The 17471-nt window shown below is 55.2% G+C and carries 13 protein-coding genes and 1 tRNA gene; 11 read left to right on the forward strand and 3 right to left on the reverse strand.

Translation table 11 applies throughout. From position 1 onward, the window contains the following. Positions 1–96: 96 nt before the first annotated feature. From ABD735_RS04325 to ABD735_RS04345, 5 genes are all read left to right on the forward strand, one after another. Entirely contained in the window at positions 97–2025 is a 1929-nt protein-coding gene (locus ABD735_RS04325; RefSeq protein WP_344803617.1) for a SurA N-terminal domain-containing protein, read from the forward strand. A gap of 173 nt (positions 2026–2198) precedes the next feature. Next, positions 2199–3008, forward strand: a complete 810-nt coding sequence (locus ABD735_RS04330) for a C39 family peptidase (RefSeq protein WP_344803619.1) — start codon at positions 2199–2201, stop codon at positions 3006–3008. Between the two features lie 75 nt (positions 3009–3083). Next, positions 3084–4115: a transporter gene (locus ABD735_RS04335; RefSeq protein ID WP_344803621.1), complete on the forward strand. Its 1032-nt coding sequence runs from the start codon at positions 3084–3086 to the stop codon at positions 4113–4115. Positions 4116–4130: 15 nt separating this feature from the next. Beyond that, positions 4131–5783: an OmpP1/FadL family transporter gene (locus tag ABD735_RS04340; protein ID WP_344803623.1), complete on the forward strand. Its 1653-nt coding sequence runs from the start codon at positions 4131–4133 to the stop codon at positions 5781–5783. Positions 5784–5802: 19 nt separating this feature from the next. Further along, positions 5803–6930 (forward strand): MalM family protein, encoded by a 1128-nt coding sequence (locus ABD735_RS04345; RefSeq protein ID WP_344803625.1) that lies wholly within the window; start codon positions 5803–5805, stop codon positions 6928–6930. Here ABD735_RS04345 and ABD735_RS04350 read toward each other — a convergent pair. Further along, complete coding sequence (locus ABD735_RS04350) at positions 6902–7417, reverse strand: DNA-J related domain-containing protein (RefSeq protein ID WP_344803627.1); 516 nt, start codon at positions 7415–7417, stop codon at positions 6902–6904. The two genes, ABD735_RS04345 and ABD735_RS04350, sit on opposite strands and share 29 nt — an antisense overlap. A 131-nt stretch (positions 7418–7548) precedes the next feature. Between ABD735_RS04350 and ABD735_RS04355 the strand changes: the two genes are divergently transcribed. Beyond that, on the forward strand, positions 7549–8412 hold the full coding sequence (locus tag ABD735_RS04355; RefSeq protein ID WP_344803629.1) for a DUF547 domain-containing protein: 864 nt from the start codon (positions 7549–7551) through the stop codon (positions 8410–8412). Between the two features lie 69 nt (positions 8413–8481). After that, a complete protein-coding gene (ttcA, locus tag ABD735_RS04360) occupies positions 8482–9432 on the forward strand; it encodes a tRNA 2-thiocytidine(32) synthetase TtcA (protein WP_344803631.1) in 951 nt (316 codons plus the stop codon). Positions 9433–9480: 48 nt separating this feature from the next. Here the strand turns inward: ttcA and ABD735_RS04365 are convergent, their stop codons facing one another. Further along, positions 9481–9864, reverse strand: a complete 384-nt coding sequence (locus tag ABD735_RS04365; protein ID WP_344803633.1) for an SPW repeat domain-containing protein — start codon at positions 9862–9864, stop codon at positions 9481–9483. Between the two features lie 378 nt (positions 9865–10242). Here ABD735_RS04365 and ABD735_RS04370 point away from each other — a divergent pair, with 378 nt between their 5' ends. Together ABD735_RS04370 and ABD735_RS04375 are read left to right on the forward strand one after the other, a co-directional pair. Then, positions 10243–11955: an acetolactate synthase large subunit gene (locus ABD735_RS04370; protein ID WP_344803635.1), complete on the forward strand. Its 1713-nt coding sequence runs from the start codon at positions 10243–10245 to the stop codon at positions 11953–11955. Between the two features lie 37 nt (positions 11956–11992). Beyond that, the gene (locus tag ABD735_RS04375; RefSeq protein ID WP_344803637.1) at positions 11993–13360 is read left to right on the forward strand and encodes a DASH family cryptochrome; all 1368 of its coding nucleotides are present in this window, start codon (positions 11993–11995) and stop codon (positions 13358–13360) included. A 35-nt stretch (positions 13361–13395) separates the two neighbouring features. On the opposite strand, the gene ABD735_RS04380 is transcribed toward ABD735_RS04375, so the two are convergent. Next, positions 13396–13472, reverse strand: a tRNA-Arg gene (locus ABD735_RS04380). Positions 13473–13683: 211 nt separating this feature from the next. Between ABD735_RS04380 and ptsP the strand changes: the two genes are divergently transcribed. After that, positions 13684–15984, forward strand: coding sequence for a phosphoenolpyruvate--protein phosphotransferase (ptsP, locus tag ABD735_RS04385; protein WP_344803639.1), 2301 nt, complete (start codon positions 13684–13686; stop codon positions 15982–15984). Positions 15985–16049: 65 nt separating this feature from the next. Then, on the forward strand, positions 16050–17468 hold the full coding sequence (locus ABD735_RS04390) for a sensor histidine kinase (protein WP_344803640.1): 1419 nt from the start codon (positions 16050–16052) through the stop codon (positions 17466–17468). Positions 17469–17471 lie beyond the last annotated feature (3 nt).

Consider the following 17471-nt stretch of genomic DNA (forward strand, 5'->3'; position numbering starts at 1 on the left):
CATAGCGCCTTTTTTTTCGTCTGCTAACTGTGCTGCTGACCAGTTGCTGAATCTGCGTTACACTCGTCCACCCTTCGTTAAGCTACCGTACCCTTTATGCTACAGAATATTCGCGATAACGCCCAAGGCACCTTTGCCAAGATCATCGTCGGTCTCATTGTCGTCACCTTTGCGCTTTTTGGTGTCGAATCGATTATCGGCAGTATCAGCGGGGAGCCTGAAGTGGCTGTGGTCAATGACGATCCCATTACCGATTCAGAATTCCAGAGAGCTGTCGAACTCAGAACCCGACAGCTCTACAACCAGATGGGTGAGGGCTTCAATCCTTCACTGATCGATGAGAACGCGCTCCGTCGCAGCGTGCTCGAAGACGAGGTGACCAAACGCGTACGTCTTCAGGCTGCCCAGGATCTGGGGCTGTCGGTCTCCGACCAGGTGATCAACCAGTTCATTCTGACCTGGCCTCAGGCGCAGGTAGATGGCAAGTTCAGTCAGGACCGCTTCCTGTCTGTGGTCAGTAGCATCGGACTTTCGCCCACAGCTTTCCGTGAAGAGCTGAGAAAGGATCTGATGCTCAACCAGCTGGCTAACGGCCTGAGTCAGACCGCTATCGTGACGCAGGCAGAGCTGGACAATATCCTGCGCATCGATCGAGAGCAGCGATCCTTCGCCTATGCGCGCCTTGACGCAGCTGAACTCGCAAACGACGTGACGGTCGGTGAAGACGAGATCAAAGCTTACTATGATGCCAATCAGACTGCCTATGCTTTGCCTGAGCGTGTCAGGCTGAGATATGTGCGTCTCAATAGCGATGATGTCGCCGCTGGTATCGAACCTACGGAGGCTGAGCTCAAAGCCTTGTATGAAGAAGAGAAGGCGACCCTGACCGGAAGTGAGGAGCGCCGGGTTCGCCACATCCTGCTAGAGGTGAATGACGACCGTAACGAAGAACAGGCTCTGGAGGCAGCAGCGGAGCTTGTGGAACAGCTTGAAGGGGGTGCGGACTTTGCCGAGCTCGCAGCCGAGCATTCCGAAGACCTGGGCACCAAAGACGAAGGTGGTAGCCTCGGACTGATCGCCAAGGGCACCTTACCTGAGCTCGACGAAGAGATATTTTCTCTCGAAGAGGGGGCGGTCAGTGAGCCAGTGGTCTCCGATTACGGTGTCCACATATTGAAAGTTGATGCCATCGAAATTGCTGACATACCAGATTTTGATGAAGCTCGTCCAAGGCTGCTGAACTCGATGCGTCAGCGTCAGGCGGAGAGTCGGCTGCTTGAGCAAAGTGAGAAGCTCGCTGACTTGAGCTACAGCGCGGGTGATCTCCAGGGGCCTGCAGAAGAGTTGGGTCTGGAAGTGCTGGAGACGCCCATGATCGACCGGACCGGCAAGATCCATGGTTCAGCTGATGCCGAACTCGATGCGTTTGAAAAGCGTCTCATCGGTAATCCTACTGTCAGGGCCCAGGCGTTTTCTGCCGATGTACTCGAGGACGGTAATAACAGCGAGCTCATCGAGGTCGATGACAGCAATAGTGTCGTCGTAAGGGTTGCTGAGCGGCAAGAGGCTTCAGTACAGCCACTGGCAGATGTCTCAGACGATATCCGAAAGAGTCTTGCCCGCGATAAGGCGCTTGAGCAGCTGCAGGCCAGGGTCACCAGGGAACTGGACACCTTCCGGGAATCTGAGCCCACTGAGGCATCAGCTCTGCCTGAACTTGAAGGTGCTGAGTGGACCGAGGTCGATAACAGTGCCAGACAGAATGGTGAGCATCCTGATGCGGCGCGACTGGCCTTTACCATGCAGCGGCCTGCCGAGGGCGACGCGCAGATACCTGTCGAGATATTTACTGAAGGGGGAGCCGTATTCGTGATTGCCCTCCAGGATGTCAGCCATCCTGAAGAAAAGCTGTCTACAGCGGAGCGCGGCACGCTGCGGGCCCTGCTGCAGAACAGGGTTGCCCAGCAGGAGCTCAGCCTCTACTACCAGCGCTTGCGGGAAACTGCTGAAGTCGAAAAACCCTAGAAGCGCAGCCCGCTGCGGGGGCAGTTTGCTAACTGGTTATCTTTAAACAGATCGATAATCGGGTACTGTTGCCAAAGTTTTGTGTAAGCAAATGTTATCAGCTACAGCGGGCGTTCTGACACGTTTCGATGCTGTAGCTGATCATCGAAAACCATACCGCCCGGCGCAGAGTTATGTTTCTGATACTCACAGGTTCGATACTGGCCTTCAAGACGGTGGACGAGTTCGTGCTCTCCCCGCCTTATGAAGACGGACAGTACGTGCATCAGTACGGCATCAATGTGAGCAACGCGGATCTGGCATTCGTCAGGTATAACTACGAAGTCGAACCGGCAAAGGTCCAGAAATTCCGCAACATTACCAAGCAGGCCTACGACTACAGTTGTGGTTCAGCTGCATTGACCACTGTTCTCGAGCACTACCTCGGCCGGACCTTCGAGGAGCGCCAGATCATGGAAGGGCTACTTCACTATGGTGATGCTGATCGCATCGTCGAACGGCGCGGCTTTTCGATGCTGGACTTCAAACGCCTGGTGACAGCGCTCGGCTATCCCTCTGGTGGGTTCAAAGCAGAAATGGAAGATCTCAGGGCGCTGGACCATCCGGCAATTGTCCCTATCGAATATGGTGGCTTCAAGCACTTTGTCGTCGTCAGGGCGGTCAGGAACGGCCGTGTCTTCATTGCCGATCCTTCGCTGGGCAACATGACCTTCACAGAAGAACTCTTCAAGGAGCATTGGGATCAGAATGTCTTGTTCATCGTGTTTCCCGGGACCGCGAAGCCGATAGACGGTCTGGAGCTGAGAGAGGAGGACATGCGCTTCATCGACGAACAGACCTTTACACTGAATGCCTACCGGCACTTTCCGGAGTTCCACGAGGCGACACAGTTCAAGTTACAGAATGCCTTCGAACGAGCAAAGAACAAACCCGATGGAACGGTTGAAAATACAAATAAGTTTCTACACTTCAAACGCAACTAAGCGCTGGCCGATGCGGTTCATACCGGGGGACATCAGCCTGCAGTGCAGAGAGACAATAACTAGAAAGGAATTTAAATGAGACACTGGGTAGTACGTCTTGGCGTTGTGACGACTATGATCATAGGCAGTCCGCATCTGCAGGCCGAGGAGGAGTCCTCGTCAGTCGACAAAGCTCGTGAGGCCTTGACTCAGGGCGAGGGCGATACGGATTCCGCTCAGCAACTGGAAGAAGTCTTTCAGGCGGCGGAGAAAAATTATTCGTTGCTGAAGAAGGGCAAGAAGTCACTGACCTATGCCTTTGACTACAGCTATTTCGGTGATCAGCGGCTCGATATCGATATTGTCAACGGGACCCCCCGCAACTTCGACGTCGTGCCATCTGCCCAGCACACATTCACCAATAGTTTCAGTATCGATTTCGGCCTGCTCGATAACCTGACCCTGTCGGCACGTATACCGCTTGTGGCGAAATACGACACCCAGGAAGAACGTGCCAACACTGATTGGGGCGATGTGACCCTCACCGCGAGATGGCAGCCCTTCGCCTATGTCCCGGGTGAAGCGTCCTACACGCTGTTCGGCGGCTTCAAGACCAAGACTGGTACCAGCCCCTACGAGATCGATCTCAATCGTCAGATTTCCACTGGTAGTGGTTACTACAGCTTCAGTGGCGGCGCGAGCTGGTCCAAGGTGCTCGATCCAGTCGTCGTCTTCAGTAGTCTCTCGCTCAGCTATGGTGTGAATCAGACCGACCTGAATCAGGTCCGTGGCAGTCTCATACTGCGTGAAGTCGAGCCGGCGAATTCACTGTCCCTGTCTACTGGCTTCTCCTATGCCCTGTCTTATGACGTGTCCCTCAGCGTGTCTTCCCAGTTGTCTTATTCAGATGAGACGAGGCTGAAACTGACTGGCACAGGTGGAGCCTCAGCGTCAATTACCGCTGAGGATCAGGTGAGTGGCCTGATGAGTTTCGCGCTTGGTATTCGCGTATCGGAGACGAAAATCATCAATACCAGCGTTGGCTTTGGTCTCACAGAAGAATCACCGGACGTGCTGCTGGGTGTCTCGATCCCCATCAACATCGACGGCCTGAAAGACGCTGAATAAGCCGGGGCTCATGCTATGAAATCGAAACTCGTCGCCCGGCCAGCGAACTGTGCCGCTCGCGCCAGTGGAAAGAGCTTCAGCAAAGGCGTGGCTTTTCCGCTCCTGGCGCTGGCGCTTGTGACGCAAACGGCACAGGCCCAGCTTGCTACCAACCTGATCACTTCGCCAAAAGCCTTGGCGCTCGGCAATGCCGTGACTGCGGACACGCCCGGGATTGCGGCCATTCATTTCAATCCCGCTGGACTGACTAAACTTGAAGGTCGCAATCTCAATGTGACATTGCTGAACATCAGGGCTAGCATCCAGACAAAATTTGATGCACCGCCGGGATATAACATCTTCGGCATCGACGGGGTGGAAAACGATCCAATTCTATCCAAGAGTGGTAACGGTCGAACCATCACGCTCGCAGCGTATCTGCCCGGTTGGGGTATTATCCGTCTGCCGAAAGGCCCGGGTGTTCTTCCATCAACGGGATTTTCATACAATCCGCCAGGTTCAAAATTCACCTTTGGCAACATGACCTATGCACCGGATCTTGTGGGGTATTATCGTTCCCACAACGATCCTGGTCGTTATCTTGCCAAGGCTGCGGTGCTGCAGCGCTTTACTTATCTTTCGCCGACAGTCGCTTACCAGATCGATGATCAGTGGTCTGTAGGGATGGGCATTCACTTTTCGCAACAGGCCATTGCCATCGATACCTTCGCACGGGCGCCAAACCTGCTGGTGGGTGTTGCGGAAGAACTGCAGACAGCTTTCAACTGTGAAACAGGCAACGAGCCGCTGGCTCCATTTCTCGGCCTGTGTGGTGGTGATATCGGCCCCTGGGACGACATCGGTGGCATTACCATCGAAACCCAGGAGACCCTGTCGCCGAAGTACGTGCTCGGTGTGACCTGGACGCCCACTGACTGGTTCAGCTGGGGTGCCAGCTACACCAGTGAAGCGAAAATGAAGCTCAAGGGCCAGTTTGAGGTCCAGTATTCGGAGGACTGGCAAGGATTCTGGCAACGTTTCACCGGCTCACTCTTCGGTGCTATCGGCGGTGCCATCTTTGGCTTGCCAAGTGGTGTGCCGAAGGAGTCTGGTAACGTTTCAATGGACTTCACGCATCCGGCTCATTTTCAGACCGGCGTGAGCGTCAAGGTCAATCATGGTCTGACGCTGAATGCCGATCTGGGTTGGACCGACTATAGCTCGTGGGATGCCTTCGACTTTACGTTCGACCGGCCACTGGAGTTTCTGGGTGCAGCACGACTGCTGTCTCCGAATGCTACAGAAACCACCTTGACGCTCCCGCTGGAATATCAGGACGTCTGGAACCTGGCGCTCGGGGCTGAATTTCACGCTACCAGCCGTCTTGATCTGCGCCTGGGCGTCGAATTCCGCGACTCGCCAATTCCACGGAACCGCCGCGATACTGCGGCGCCGCTTGGCGATGCCACACTGTATGGCGCAGGCCTGGGCTACAAATGGGATCGTGATTCAACAATTGACGTGGCTATAGGCTATTTGCGTTCAGCAGTCGAAATACCACCAAATACGAGTTTGAACGCCAACTCCACGGCCATCAACAATATCATTCTGAACCCGTATGCCGGTCTGAATATCAGAACCACGACCAAGATTGTGCAGGCCGCCATCTCGTTCACGACCAAGTTCTAGTCATGGGACAATTCGGCTTATGGCGATGTTACTGAGCTCAGGGTCTGCCTCCCTGAGAGGGCTTGTGCTTGTCCTCATGCTTGTTGGCACTGTTCAGCCGGCTCAGGCGGAGCGCTATGAAACCATCATTCGTGACGATGGTGGCGTAGAGGTTCGTCGTGTCGAAGCCCCCGAGGCGGAACGCGAGACTGTGCCGGTAGAAGCCGAAAGCGCGGTGGACAAGGCCGAGACGAGCGACAAGGCTCCTGAAAACAGCGAATCTGCGGCAGGGCCGTCAAGCCCCCAACAGCAGCCAACACCGGCCGATGAACGGGTGGTGGCCCCTGTCGAGGAGCAGGGTGAGCGCTTCGAGCCCGATGAGAGCTATATCGACGCTGCCGAGCTCGAGCAGGCTGGCTTCCAGCGTGATGGACGGCAGAAGTTCTACACCTATATTGATGAGGCTGGTCAGTTTCGCAGCAGGCCCTACGAGGATGTGGGTCAGGTGGCGCCAGCGACAGCAGGGGAGGTCGCCGGTCAGCAGATACTGGCTGAGGAACAATGGCTCCGACGGCAAGACGTCCCTGAAGCGGTGGATGATGAAGCTGCCAGAATACTGGGGCTCGATGAGGCGCAGCCTGAGCGTGATATCGACAGACTAGCCGAAGACTGTTGCACTGTGCTGCTCGATTACATGCGAAAACTGGAATACCCGGTCGATGACATCGACGGTGAGGACGGGATCGTGTTGAATATCGAGGCGGATGAGGCTGACTATGGCTTCGGGACCGGGCGCAGTCTCTTCAGGGTGATCAGTCTGGATGATCTGCAGGATAGCCGACGTGTGCGCCTGCGTTCCTTCGTCAACGCCAACAAGTCTGATCTCTTCTATCCTGCTGTGTTAACCCTGGACAAGAACTGGAATCCAGTACGCCTATTCAATGATATCGTGTACAGCTATGAGCCTGAGTCCTGGTTTCGAAGAGCCTATCTCGAGGGCTTCATCGAACTGGATCCTGCACAGGAATCATATGCCGTAGTGCTGTCGCGTCAACGCGACCAGTCGCGTAAGAGCGTGGTTTATCCTGACGAGTATGACCCTGATGTGCTCAGCCACGCCAGGCACGGCACCGTCCAACTCAGTCCTGTTGGCGGTCCCGGAGGGTAGGGGCTGAGCCTGTTGACGGCCCAGTCAGGCCCGTCTCGAAGGTTTTCCAGAAGCTATCCAGCAGCGCACGCACATCACCAGATGACGTCGAGAAGAGATGTTCGAGGTCCAGATAGTAGCGTGACAGGGCTTCGGCTGAATCGCGCATATGCTGGACACAGTCAGCTTCGTTCATCGCAGAGCCGCCCGCGGCCTTCGTATCCGACTGCCAACCGGCTGAATCCGAATGAGCGTTTCGAAAGCCAATGTGCAGGGTATGGATCAGCAATCGTGGCGCTCGCTCACGCAGGCGATAGAGGCTATGGAAGATGAGGAAATGCACCTGAAACAGCCCTAGCTGTGTGCGCAGGCTGCCGGCATTGATGAGGGTGTATGGTGCCTCGGAGAGCCTCTGTATGAGCTGTTGCTCGGTCATCGGACCTCGCTCGGCGACCAAAACTTCCTCAATTGCCAGTTCCAGCGCCCTGACCTGGCGATTCACTGCCATTCGGACGTCATCTTGAGCATCGGCTGAAACGCACTGGTCAAGGCTTCTGGTCCCGACCCTCCGGTTGAACGTATTTTGCTGAGATAGCGATCTGGACATTCGGCAAGCCACTTATTCAAGGAGAAGACAGTTTGATCAATTCGTTCAGACCTCGCATGGCCCACGGCATTCAAACGCGAACTTCCAGTCTAGGTCTTATCATCCTGCTTTGCCTCCTGTTTGGCAGTGCTCACCTCTCCGCAGCGCCGGAAGCTGATCTATGGTCTTTCTGGGACAAGGCTGATGAACAGTCGACCCGTCAGGTCGACCATGGTGAATGGTCAGCCATTCTGGAGCGGTATGTCAGTCACGATGACCGCGGTAATGCCCTCGTCGATTATGCTGCCGTGAATAAGCAGGACGCAGCGTCCTTGAAGCGCTATATCGCTAGCCTTGCGGAGATCGATCCCAGAACACTACGCAAGCCCGAGCAGATGGCTTACTGGTTCAATCTCTATAACGCGCTCACCGTGCAGCTGGTTATCGAGGCCTACCCGGTCTCCAGCATCAAGAAGGTCAAGGGTGGTTTTTTCAACAAGGGACCATGGGATGAGGAAGTCGTCACGATTGCGAATGAGGCGCTGACACTGAACGATATCGAGCATCGTATCCTGCGGCCAATCTGGCAGGACAAGCGCATTCATTATGCCGTGAACTGCGCCAGTATTGGCTGCCCGAACCTTGCCGCAAATGCCTACGAGGCCGATAAGCTCGAACAGCAGCTGGACGCTGCGGCAAGCACCTTCATCAACCAGCGCAAAGGTGTCGCCTCGCTGGGAGAAGGGCGCTTCGAACTGTCGTCGATCTACGACTGGTACGGCGAGGATTTTGGGACCGAGGCGGAGCTGTTTCAGCACCTGCAGGCCTTTCACAAGGACAGGCTGTTAACCGATGGCAAGGCGCCAGCAGATATCGATTACAACTATGACTGGTCGCTGAACGATATCGGCCAATGAGTAGGCTGTGGACGATTGGCCTCATGTAGTATCATAGCGGTTTTGCCGCTTCGAGGTTCACCCACGCCCATGTCGATCAATACAGATGCCGCTGAACGCTCCATGGATTCCACCGTTCAGTACACTGATGCCTTTGCAGATTCGGCGAGCGCGCGAATTCCCCTGAGAGCTGTGGATGACGCTGAAGGACAGCAGCCCGGACTGCGTCCTGGATCAGTGAATGCGAACAAGCTTGAAAAAAGAATTCGGCGAAACGTCGGCAAGGCCATTGCCGACTTCAGCATGATCGAGGCCGGCGACAGGATCATGGTATGTCTGAGCGGCGGCAAGGACAGTTATGCCATGCTGGATATACTTATGGCGCTACAACGCAGTGCGCCGGTTGAGTTTTCCCTGCTCGCGGTGAATCTGGATCAGAAACAACCCGGCTTTCCCGAGCACGTGCTACCAGCATATCTGGACCGCCTTGGTGTGGACTATCGCATCGTCGAACGTGATACCTATAGCATCGTCAAGGACCGTATTCCGGAAGGCAAAACCACCTGTGGACTATGTTCGCGACTACGTCGTGGCATTCTCTACAATTTTGCCCAGGAGAATGGCTGTAATAAGATTGCGCTTGGCCATCACCGGGACGATATCCTGGAGACACTGTTCCTCAACATGTTCTTCGGTGCCAAGCTTAGTGCCATGCCGCCCAAGCTCAAGAGTGACGATGGTCGAAACGTCGTCATCAGACCGCTGGCCTACTGTGCTGAAAAAGACCTCAGCAAGTTTGCTGAACTGAAAGCCTTCCCCATCATTCCTTGCAACCTGTGCGGAAGTCAGGAGAATCTTCAGCGGCAGAACATCAAGGACATGTTGCAGGGCTGGGAGCGCGAAACGCCCGGTCGACTGGACAATATGTTTGCCGCCCTACAGAACATTGCGCCATCGCAATTATGTGATACCCAGCTTTTCGATTTTGCATCGCTCCGGTCAGACAATACTGGCGGTGATGCTGCAGCTAAAGTCGACTGAAACGAAAAAGGGCCCGCCAGGGCCCTTTGGATCAATCAAACTGCCAGGTCACACTCTCGCGTGGGTGTTATGGCTGTGCTCGACGTGGACGCCTTTATAGTCAGTGAGCGCCACGACAACCAGCAGACCAACACCAGCGATGATAAAGAAGTTTCTGGCTGCTGCATCGTCCGCGAAACCAAATATCCACGGGAAGACGATCCAGGCCGCTGCCATGATCCCCTCCAGTACGCCATGCACCGGAAATGGCAATAGTTTGACGAGACCGAGTGGGTACTTTGTCACTATTGACGTCAGCAAATATATGACACCAATGACGTAAGACACAGTGGCGGCCACCTCGACAAAGCCGAACACGCTAGGTGCAATCAGAAATGCGATTGCCAGCAGATAATCGAGCACACCGTGAACTTTCGGATCTAAGACTTTCATAACCATACTCTCCCTGAAGTTTAGGTTGTATTCATCTACATATCAGCACTTTGCGTGCCATTCTATATGTGGAATGTGAAGAGAAAACCTGGTTTGCCGTCGGCAATCGACTATCGAAGAACTCGACAGCCACCATGCCAAAGGCCTGCCGGGGCCATCACGGATGTCATTGATATCTTTGAAGGTGGCCAGCTCAGTGAGCTCGAAGTGACCCGGGCGCCTCGCGGCAGATTGTAATTTGGACAACGCTTGGCCATGTCCCAGGGTAAATGAAGGCACTTTTTACAATCAGCCCATCGGTGGCAGAGGCGCGGATGACGGCAGAATTCGTATGCTGTAAGTTCAACTCATCGGATTTCAACAGCAGCGGATGGCCATATGAGCGAGAAAGTGACTGTATCGGCGACGGACGTGCAGCAGATCAAGGCGTCGGATCTCTTCATCCAGGCGCTCGAAAAAGAAGGCGTGAAATTCATTCTTGGCGTGCCTGGTGAAGAGAATCTTGACCTGCTCGAGTCGATTCGCAAGTCCACCATCGAACTCATTCTGGTTCGTCATGAACAGGCGGCTGCCTTCATGGCGGCTACCTTCGGTCGTCTGACCGGCCAGGTCGGCGTCTGCCTGTCGACACTTGGGCCAGGCGCAACCAATCTCGTGACCGGCGCCGCCTACGCCAAGCTGGGGGCCATGCCGATGCTGATGATTACCGGACAGAAACCGGTGAAAAAGTCCAAACAGGGCCTGTTCCAGATCATCGATACCGTCGGCATGATGATGCCTTTGACCAAGTTCACCCATCAGTTGATCAACGCCAATAACATACCGGCGAGGATCAGGGAGGCGTTCCGGCTGGCTGAAGATGAGCGGCCTGGCCCTGTTCATTTGGAACTGCCGGAAGATATTGCGAAGGAGCTGCCTGATCGCGATGTGCATATCTTCGAGCGCAGCTTCGTCAGGCGTCCATCGGCGAGTAGCGCAAGCATCGAAGAAGCGGTCAGGCTGATCGCCGAGAGCCGACACCCGCTTGTACTCATTGGCGCCGGGGCAAATAGAAAGAGAGTATCCGAGGCTCTGCAGAGCTTTATCGAATCATCTGGCTTCTATTTCTTTGATACGCAGATGGGGAAGGGTGTCGTGGACGAACGCCACGCGCATTTCCTGGGCACAGCGGCGCTCTCGAGCGGGGACTACGTCCACTGTGCCATTGATTACGCCGACCTGATTATCAATGTCGGCCATGATGTCGTGGAAAAACCACCGTTCTTCATGGAGCCTGGCGGCAAGAAAGTCATTCACATCAACTTCAGCCCAGCAGATGTTCATCGTGTCTATTTTCCTCAGGTCGAGGTCGTTGGTGATATCGCCAACGCTCTGCAGGATCTGGAACGAGCGCTGGCCGCAGCTCGGGTAAATCAGTCTCATGACATCCAGCACGATCTGGAATATTTCGAGAAGGTTAAAGTCGAAGTCGAGCGTCAGATCATGGAGCGCAGCGACTCTGAGGCCTTTCCGGTCCTACCACAGCGCCTGGTCGCCGATGTGCGCAAGGTAATGCCTGATGATGGCGTGATTGCGCTCGACAACGGCATGTACAAGATCTGGTTCGCAAGGAACTACAAAGCCCACAAGGCGAACACAGTGCTGCTCGACAACGCACTCGCGAGCATGGGCGCCGGCCTGCCGAGTGCCATGATGGCAGCCTATCTCTACCCACAAACCCCTGTGCTGGCCATCTGTGGTGATGGCGGCTTCATGATGAATAGCCAGGAGATGGAGACGGCCGTGCGCATGAAACTCAATCTGGTCGTGCTCATCGTCAATGACGCCGCCTATGGCATGATCAAGTGGAAGCAGTCACAGGAAGGCTTCGAAGACTTTGGCCTGAGCTTCGGTAATCCTGACTTCGTGAAATACGCTGAGGCCTATGGTGCTGCCGGTCACCGTGTTGAAGCCGCGGGTGATATCGTTTCACTGCTCGAGCACTGCTTCAAGGCCGGCGGTGTTCATATCGTCGATGTGCCAATCGATTACTCTGAAAATACCCGAGTGTTCACCAACGAGCTGTCTGAACGAATCTGTCTTCTCGCATGATGTACTCGTTCAGCTGCCGGCGCTACTGGAAGCCCTGATGATTACCGGCCTTTTTCTGTTCCAGAACGACCTCCGACTGGAAGATAACCCGGCCTTGCAGCGAATGGCGCGCGAGGTCGATCATCTCTTCTGTGTCTACCTCATCAATGCTTCGCTGTTCAGCCATACCGAGCTGCAACTGCGCCGCATCGGCTACCATCGCTGGCGCTTTTTGCTGGAGTCACTGTACGCGCTTGATTCTTCACTGTGGTCGCTTGGCCAGGAGCTTCACGTGTTTTACGGTCAGCCCCGCCGGCTGCTGCCACAAGTTCTGGCGGCTACTGGCAGCACCACGCTTGGGCTCAGCGCCCACCCAGGCCCCTATGAAAACGATACTATCGAAGCGACGAGACAGTATTTTCCGGACCTGACCCTTGTTGAAGAGTTTGGCAGTACGCTGTTCGAACCAGAACAGCTACCATTCGAACTGCCTGACATGCCCGATGGTTTTACGCCTTTCAGAAAACTTGTCGAAGGGCGCAAGCCACGCCGACAGACGACGCTGGGGAAGCTGCCAGCTGCTGGTGGGGTCGAGAGCCTCAGAAGTCTGGTGCCCCTGCGAGTGGTTCAGGCTGACGATGGCAGTCTGCTACTCAGACGTAGCCTTTCAGATGACAGTCCTCCAGACATTCCACAGCTGCACAAGCCTGAAGTATTGGCTGGACTGGAGGCGCCTGTTGCCGAACTGTCAGCGCGACTCAGAGGCGGGGCAGGTGCTGGCCTCGAGCAGTTGAACTACTACACGCTACAGAGCAGGCTGATCAGTCGTTATAAAGAGACGAGAAATGATCTCGATGGTTGGGATTTTTCATCAAAGCTGTCGCCCTGGCTGGCTGCCGGCTGCTTGTCGCCAGTTCAGGTGGCCGAGGCCGTTTTCAGGTATGAGGCAGCCCATGGCAGCAATGAGTCGACCTACTGGCTGTATTTCGAGTTGCTGTGGCGGGAGTATTATCAATGGCTGCTGTATAAATATGGCAAGCGCCTGTTCACGAAGAAGGGCATACAGCAGAAGCGCAAACTCACGACCTTCTATCCACAGGCGTTCAAGTCCTGGTGTGAAGGCAGCACTGAATGGCCCATCGTCAACGCGGCCATGCGGCAGCTGAAACTGACTGGCTGGATGTCCAACCGTGCCCGCCAACTGGTCGCCAGCTGTCTGGTAAACGAATTACAGGTGGACTGGCGCTATGGCGCTGCCTGGTTCGAGCAGTGGCTTGTCGATTACGATGTCGCGAGTAACTGGGGCAACTGGCAGTATCTCGCCGGGGTCGGCACCGATCCACGGGGGCAGCGACGTTTCAATCTGCAAGAACAGGCTGAGCGCTACGATCCGGATGGCAGCTTTGCCGATCGCTGGAAACAATGACTTGTATGAAGACCGGACGAACCAGGGGGCAGTGATGGTGGGCCTGGCAGGACTCGAACCTGCAACCAATGGCTTCGAAGGCCACTACTCTATCCAATTGAGCTACAGACCCTGAAAAGGCACTACCGACAAAAACTGGTAGCACACCCTCTTGGGCAGCGTGGATTGTAACAGACTTCAAATTTATGGCAATCGCCGATGCATCTGAATATCTGGCATATTTCAGCGCCGGTGGCCGTGGAGAGCGGCGATCAGTATTCAGCACTGGCATTTCTTGCTAGTCTAGGGACCTTGCCGCCGTCTCGATCCGGAATGCCCGTTTTATGCTAGAGCCGTTGAATACCCTCAGAGAAATATTCCAGGTGGCAGCCGATCTGGACGAGCCGGGTCAGCTCCTTGAACTGATCGTTTCCCGGGTTCGTCTGGCACTGAAGGCTGAAGTCTGCAGTATCTATTTGCTTGATGCGGTCGAGGACTGTTTCGTTCTCAAGGCGACCGAGGGTCTCGACAAGAGCGCTATCAATCAGGTGCGTCTGCCACGTGGTGAAGGGCTGGTGGGCTATATCGCCGAGCACCAGGCGCTGCTCAATGTCGAACGCGCGTCGACTCATCCAAATTTCGTATTCTTCCCGCAGACTGGCGAACAGGCTTTCGAGTCCTTTCTTGGCACCCCCATCGTCCATTTCCGCAAGTTGATCGGGGTGTTGACCATCCAGAAGCATGCTGCCGAGAAGTTCACGCTCGAGCAGGAGGCCTTTGCAATCACCATCGCGGCTCAGTTGGCTGGCCCGCTAGATCAGTCGCTGGACAATGGCGACCTTCATCTGCGTGATGAGCGTGTTCCGGACGTTAACATCCGCTTTCGTGGCGTCAAGGGTGCCAGCGGTCTGGCAATGGGCAAGGCACTCTGGGTCAAGCGCAAGCACACGCTTGCAGGAATTGTAGATACCAGACTGGCCGACGTGTCCGCCGACCGTGATGCCGACCGTGATGCCGAGATACAGCGCTTCAGAGTGGCGCTGTCTGCCGCCAAGGAAGACCTGAAAGAACAGAAAGAGCGCATGCGCGGTAATCTGCCCAAAGATGTGCTGGCGCTCTATGGCATGTACAGAATGATTCTCGAAGACCGTAGCCTGGCCGACGAAATCGAAACCTATATCAAGGCTGGCTGGACGGCGGCGACTGCCCTGCGCAAGACGGTGAAGAATCACGCTCGCGCTTTCGAAACCATGGAAGACGATTACCTCAAGGCGAAAGCCGAGGATATCCTTCATATAGGTCAGCGCGTATATGCCCAGTTACGGGGGGAAGAAGATGATATCGCAGCCGTCAGCGGCCCTACCATTCTGGTCGGTGCCGATCTCAGCATAAGCGACATTGCCGAATTTCCGACACAGCATCTTGCCGGTATCGTCTGTACCAAAGGCTCAGCACTCTCTCACCTTGCCATATTGGCCAACGCCCTTGGAGTACCTGCCGTACTCGGTGTGGGTGAGCTCGATCCAAACCGGATCGACAAGGCGGAAACCATTCTTGACGGCTATCGTGCCATCGTCATCTTCAAGCCGGTTGAACAGTTACAGCGCGAGTATCGCAAGCTTCTGACCCAGGAGTCGGCGTTACTCAAGGGTCTGGATGCCCTGCGGGATCTGCCAGCTGAAACGCCAGACGGCACGGCCATCACGCTTCTGGCGAATACCGGCTTGCTGGCCGACATCACGCCGGGCCTCTCCAGGGGTGCGCAGGGCATCGGGCTGTATCGTTCCGAAATCCCTTTCATGATGCATGAATCCTTCCCCTCGGAAGGCGAGCAGGTGGACATCTACCGGCCGGTGCTGGAGGCCTACCATCCCAAGCCTGTCTGCATGCGCACACTGGATATCGGTGGCGACAAGAATCTGCCGTATTTTGTCTTTACCGAAGACAATCCCTTCCTGGGTTGGCGAGGTATTCGCTTCACTCTGGATAATTCGAGCATTTTTCTTTCCCAGATCAGGGCGATGTTACGCGCTAATATCGGCTTGAATAATCTCAGTCTGCTGCTGCCGATGATCAGCCGGCTCGATGAAGTGCTCGAGTTCAAGCAGTTGCTGACAGAAGCTGTGCTGCAACTTGAAAGCGAAGGATATGAGATCGTCCTGCCAAGACTCGGTATCATGATCGAAGTACCATCTGCCATGCTGATTCTCGATCAACTGGCGGAACATATTGACTTTATTTCCATTGGCAGCAACGATTTTACGCAGTATCTGCTGGCCGTCGACCGGAATAACGTCAAGGTCTCGCAGCTCTATAGCTGGTTCCAGCCAGCAGTGCTGCGTGGGCTAAAGTCAGTGGTCACTCAGGCCAAGGCGCTGGGGCTGCCGACAAGCCTCTGCGGCGAAATGGCTGCCGATCCCGCAGCCGTTATTCTGCTCATGGGCATGGGTATAGACCAGCTGAGCATGTCGGCCTATACCTTGCCCAAAACGAAGTGGGTCATCAGAAGTATTCCGCAGTCAGTCGCCGTCTCGGTGTGGAATGAAGTGCAGTTGATGAAGACGGAGTCCGCCATTCGTCAGCGCTTGACCGAGGTGCTGGAGCAACATGGGCTTGGTGGTTTGATAAGAGCTGGCGCGCATTAGGAAGTTCTGGTATCGCTGATCGCGATACCGTCTATAAAAAAAATAATCAAATAGTGAGTACAAGTGTGAACGATACCGCTGCCGTCCCTGATTGGCGCGAGTACAGACTTGCGCAAATCAAGCGCAGGCTCAATCTGGTCTATGCTGCAGTGCTGATGTTCTTCATCATCTACAGCATACTGGACTATCTACTTTTCCCTGCACGCGTGGCGGCGGTGACCGTTTCACTTCGTCTGCTGGTAGTCACGCCGTGCATGCTACTGGTGCTGTGGGCGCATCATCGCGACTGGCCATACAACAGGTTCCTCACAGTCTATGCGGGCAGCTATCTGGCCGCCGGACTCAGTGTCGTCGCCGTGATTACCATCAGTCACTTGAACGCGGTGCCGGTGCCTTATGACGGACTGTTTCTCGCACTGGCTTTCGGTTACTACCTGATTGCACTGCCAGTGCTTCTCGCCAGTCTCATCTCCTTCGGGTATACCCTGGTATATCTTGCACTGGCCTGGGCCTATGATTTTGCGCATATTTCCTGGCTTCTGGAAGCCTACTTCCTGCTCAGCGCCAATATTCTCGGGGTCATTGGTGCCATTCTGCTGGAGCGCTCCGAGCGGCAGAACTTTCGTCAACTCTGCTATATCGAGTCAGCGCGAAAGCGGGCAGTGCAGGACAACCGCAGCAAGACCAGGTTTCTGGCCTCGGCCAGTCATGACTTGCGCCAGCCACTAGGTGCCATACAGCTGTTACTGAGTGGTTTAGGTGATCAGGTAAGGGCCCTCCCTGAGGCGCGGCCTGTTCAGCAGAGCTCACGGGCCCAGGGCGAGCCTCCAAGCCCCAACGTCGAAGAATTGTTGATGATCGTGCAGCATCTGAAATTATCGAGCGACCTGCTACAGAGACAATTACGCTCGTTTCTTGATCTCAGCAGCCTGGAGCTTGGTGTCATCAGCCCCGCGCTGCAGCGGTTTGGTCTGAACGATGTCCTCCGCGGGCTGGAAGCTGAGTTTCCCACTTTTCTCTTTAGTGTTGAAGACGGGGATGTCGACCGGCCTGATATCGTACTTGCCTCAGACCGAAGTCTGTTCGAAAGAATCTGCAGCAATCTGATGGATAACGCCGTCAAGCATGCCCGAGCGACGCGTCATGAACTGACCGTGCGCTTGCCGAAACAAGCGGGGGACAGCCTGGTGCTTGCCATATGTGACAATGGTACCGGGTTGAGTAAGGAGTTGATTGCCCATATCAACGACCCACCCGAAGATCGGAGCGAGTTCTTTGCAAACGCAAAAGGCACCGGTCTGGGACTGGTCACTGCCACCGAGCTGGCCCGGCTGCTCGGCATGCAGATTCGCGCCAGCCGTATCATGGCCTCGAGCGGGCCTGAGACGAGTGGCATCGAGCGTCGTGGAGGTACCCAGCTGATTATCGAAGTGCCTTCGGACCTGTTCGATGACGGCTGCGAACTTGAAAAACAAATCGCCTGAGCG

The organism is Allohahella marinimesophila, from assembly GCF_039538005.1.
GTDB lineage: Bacteria > Pseudomonadota > Gammaproteobacteria > Pseudomonadales > Oleiphilaceae > Allohahella > Allohahella marinimesophila.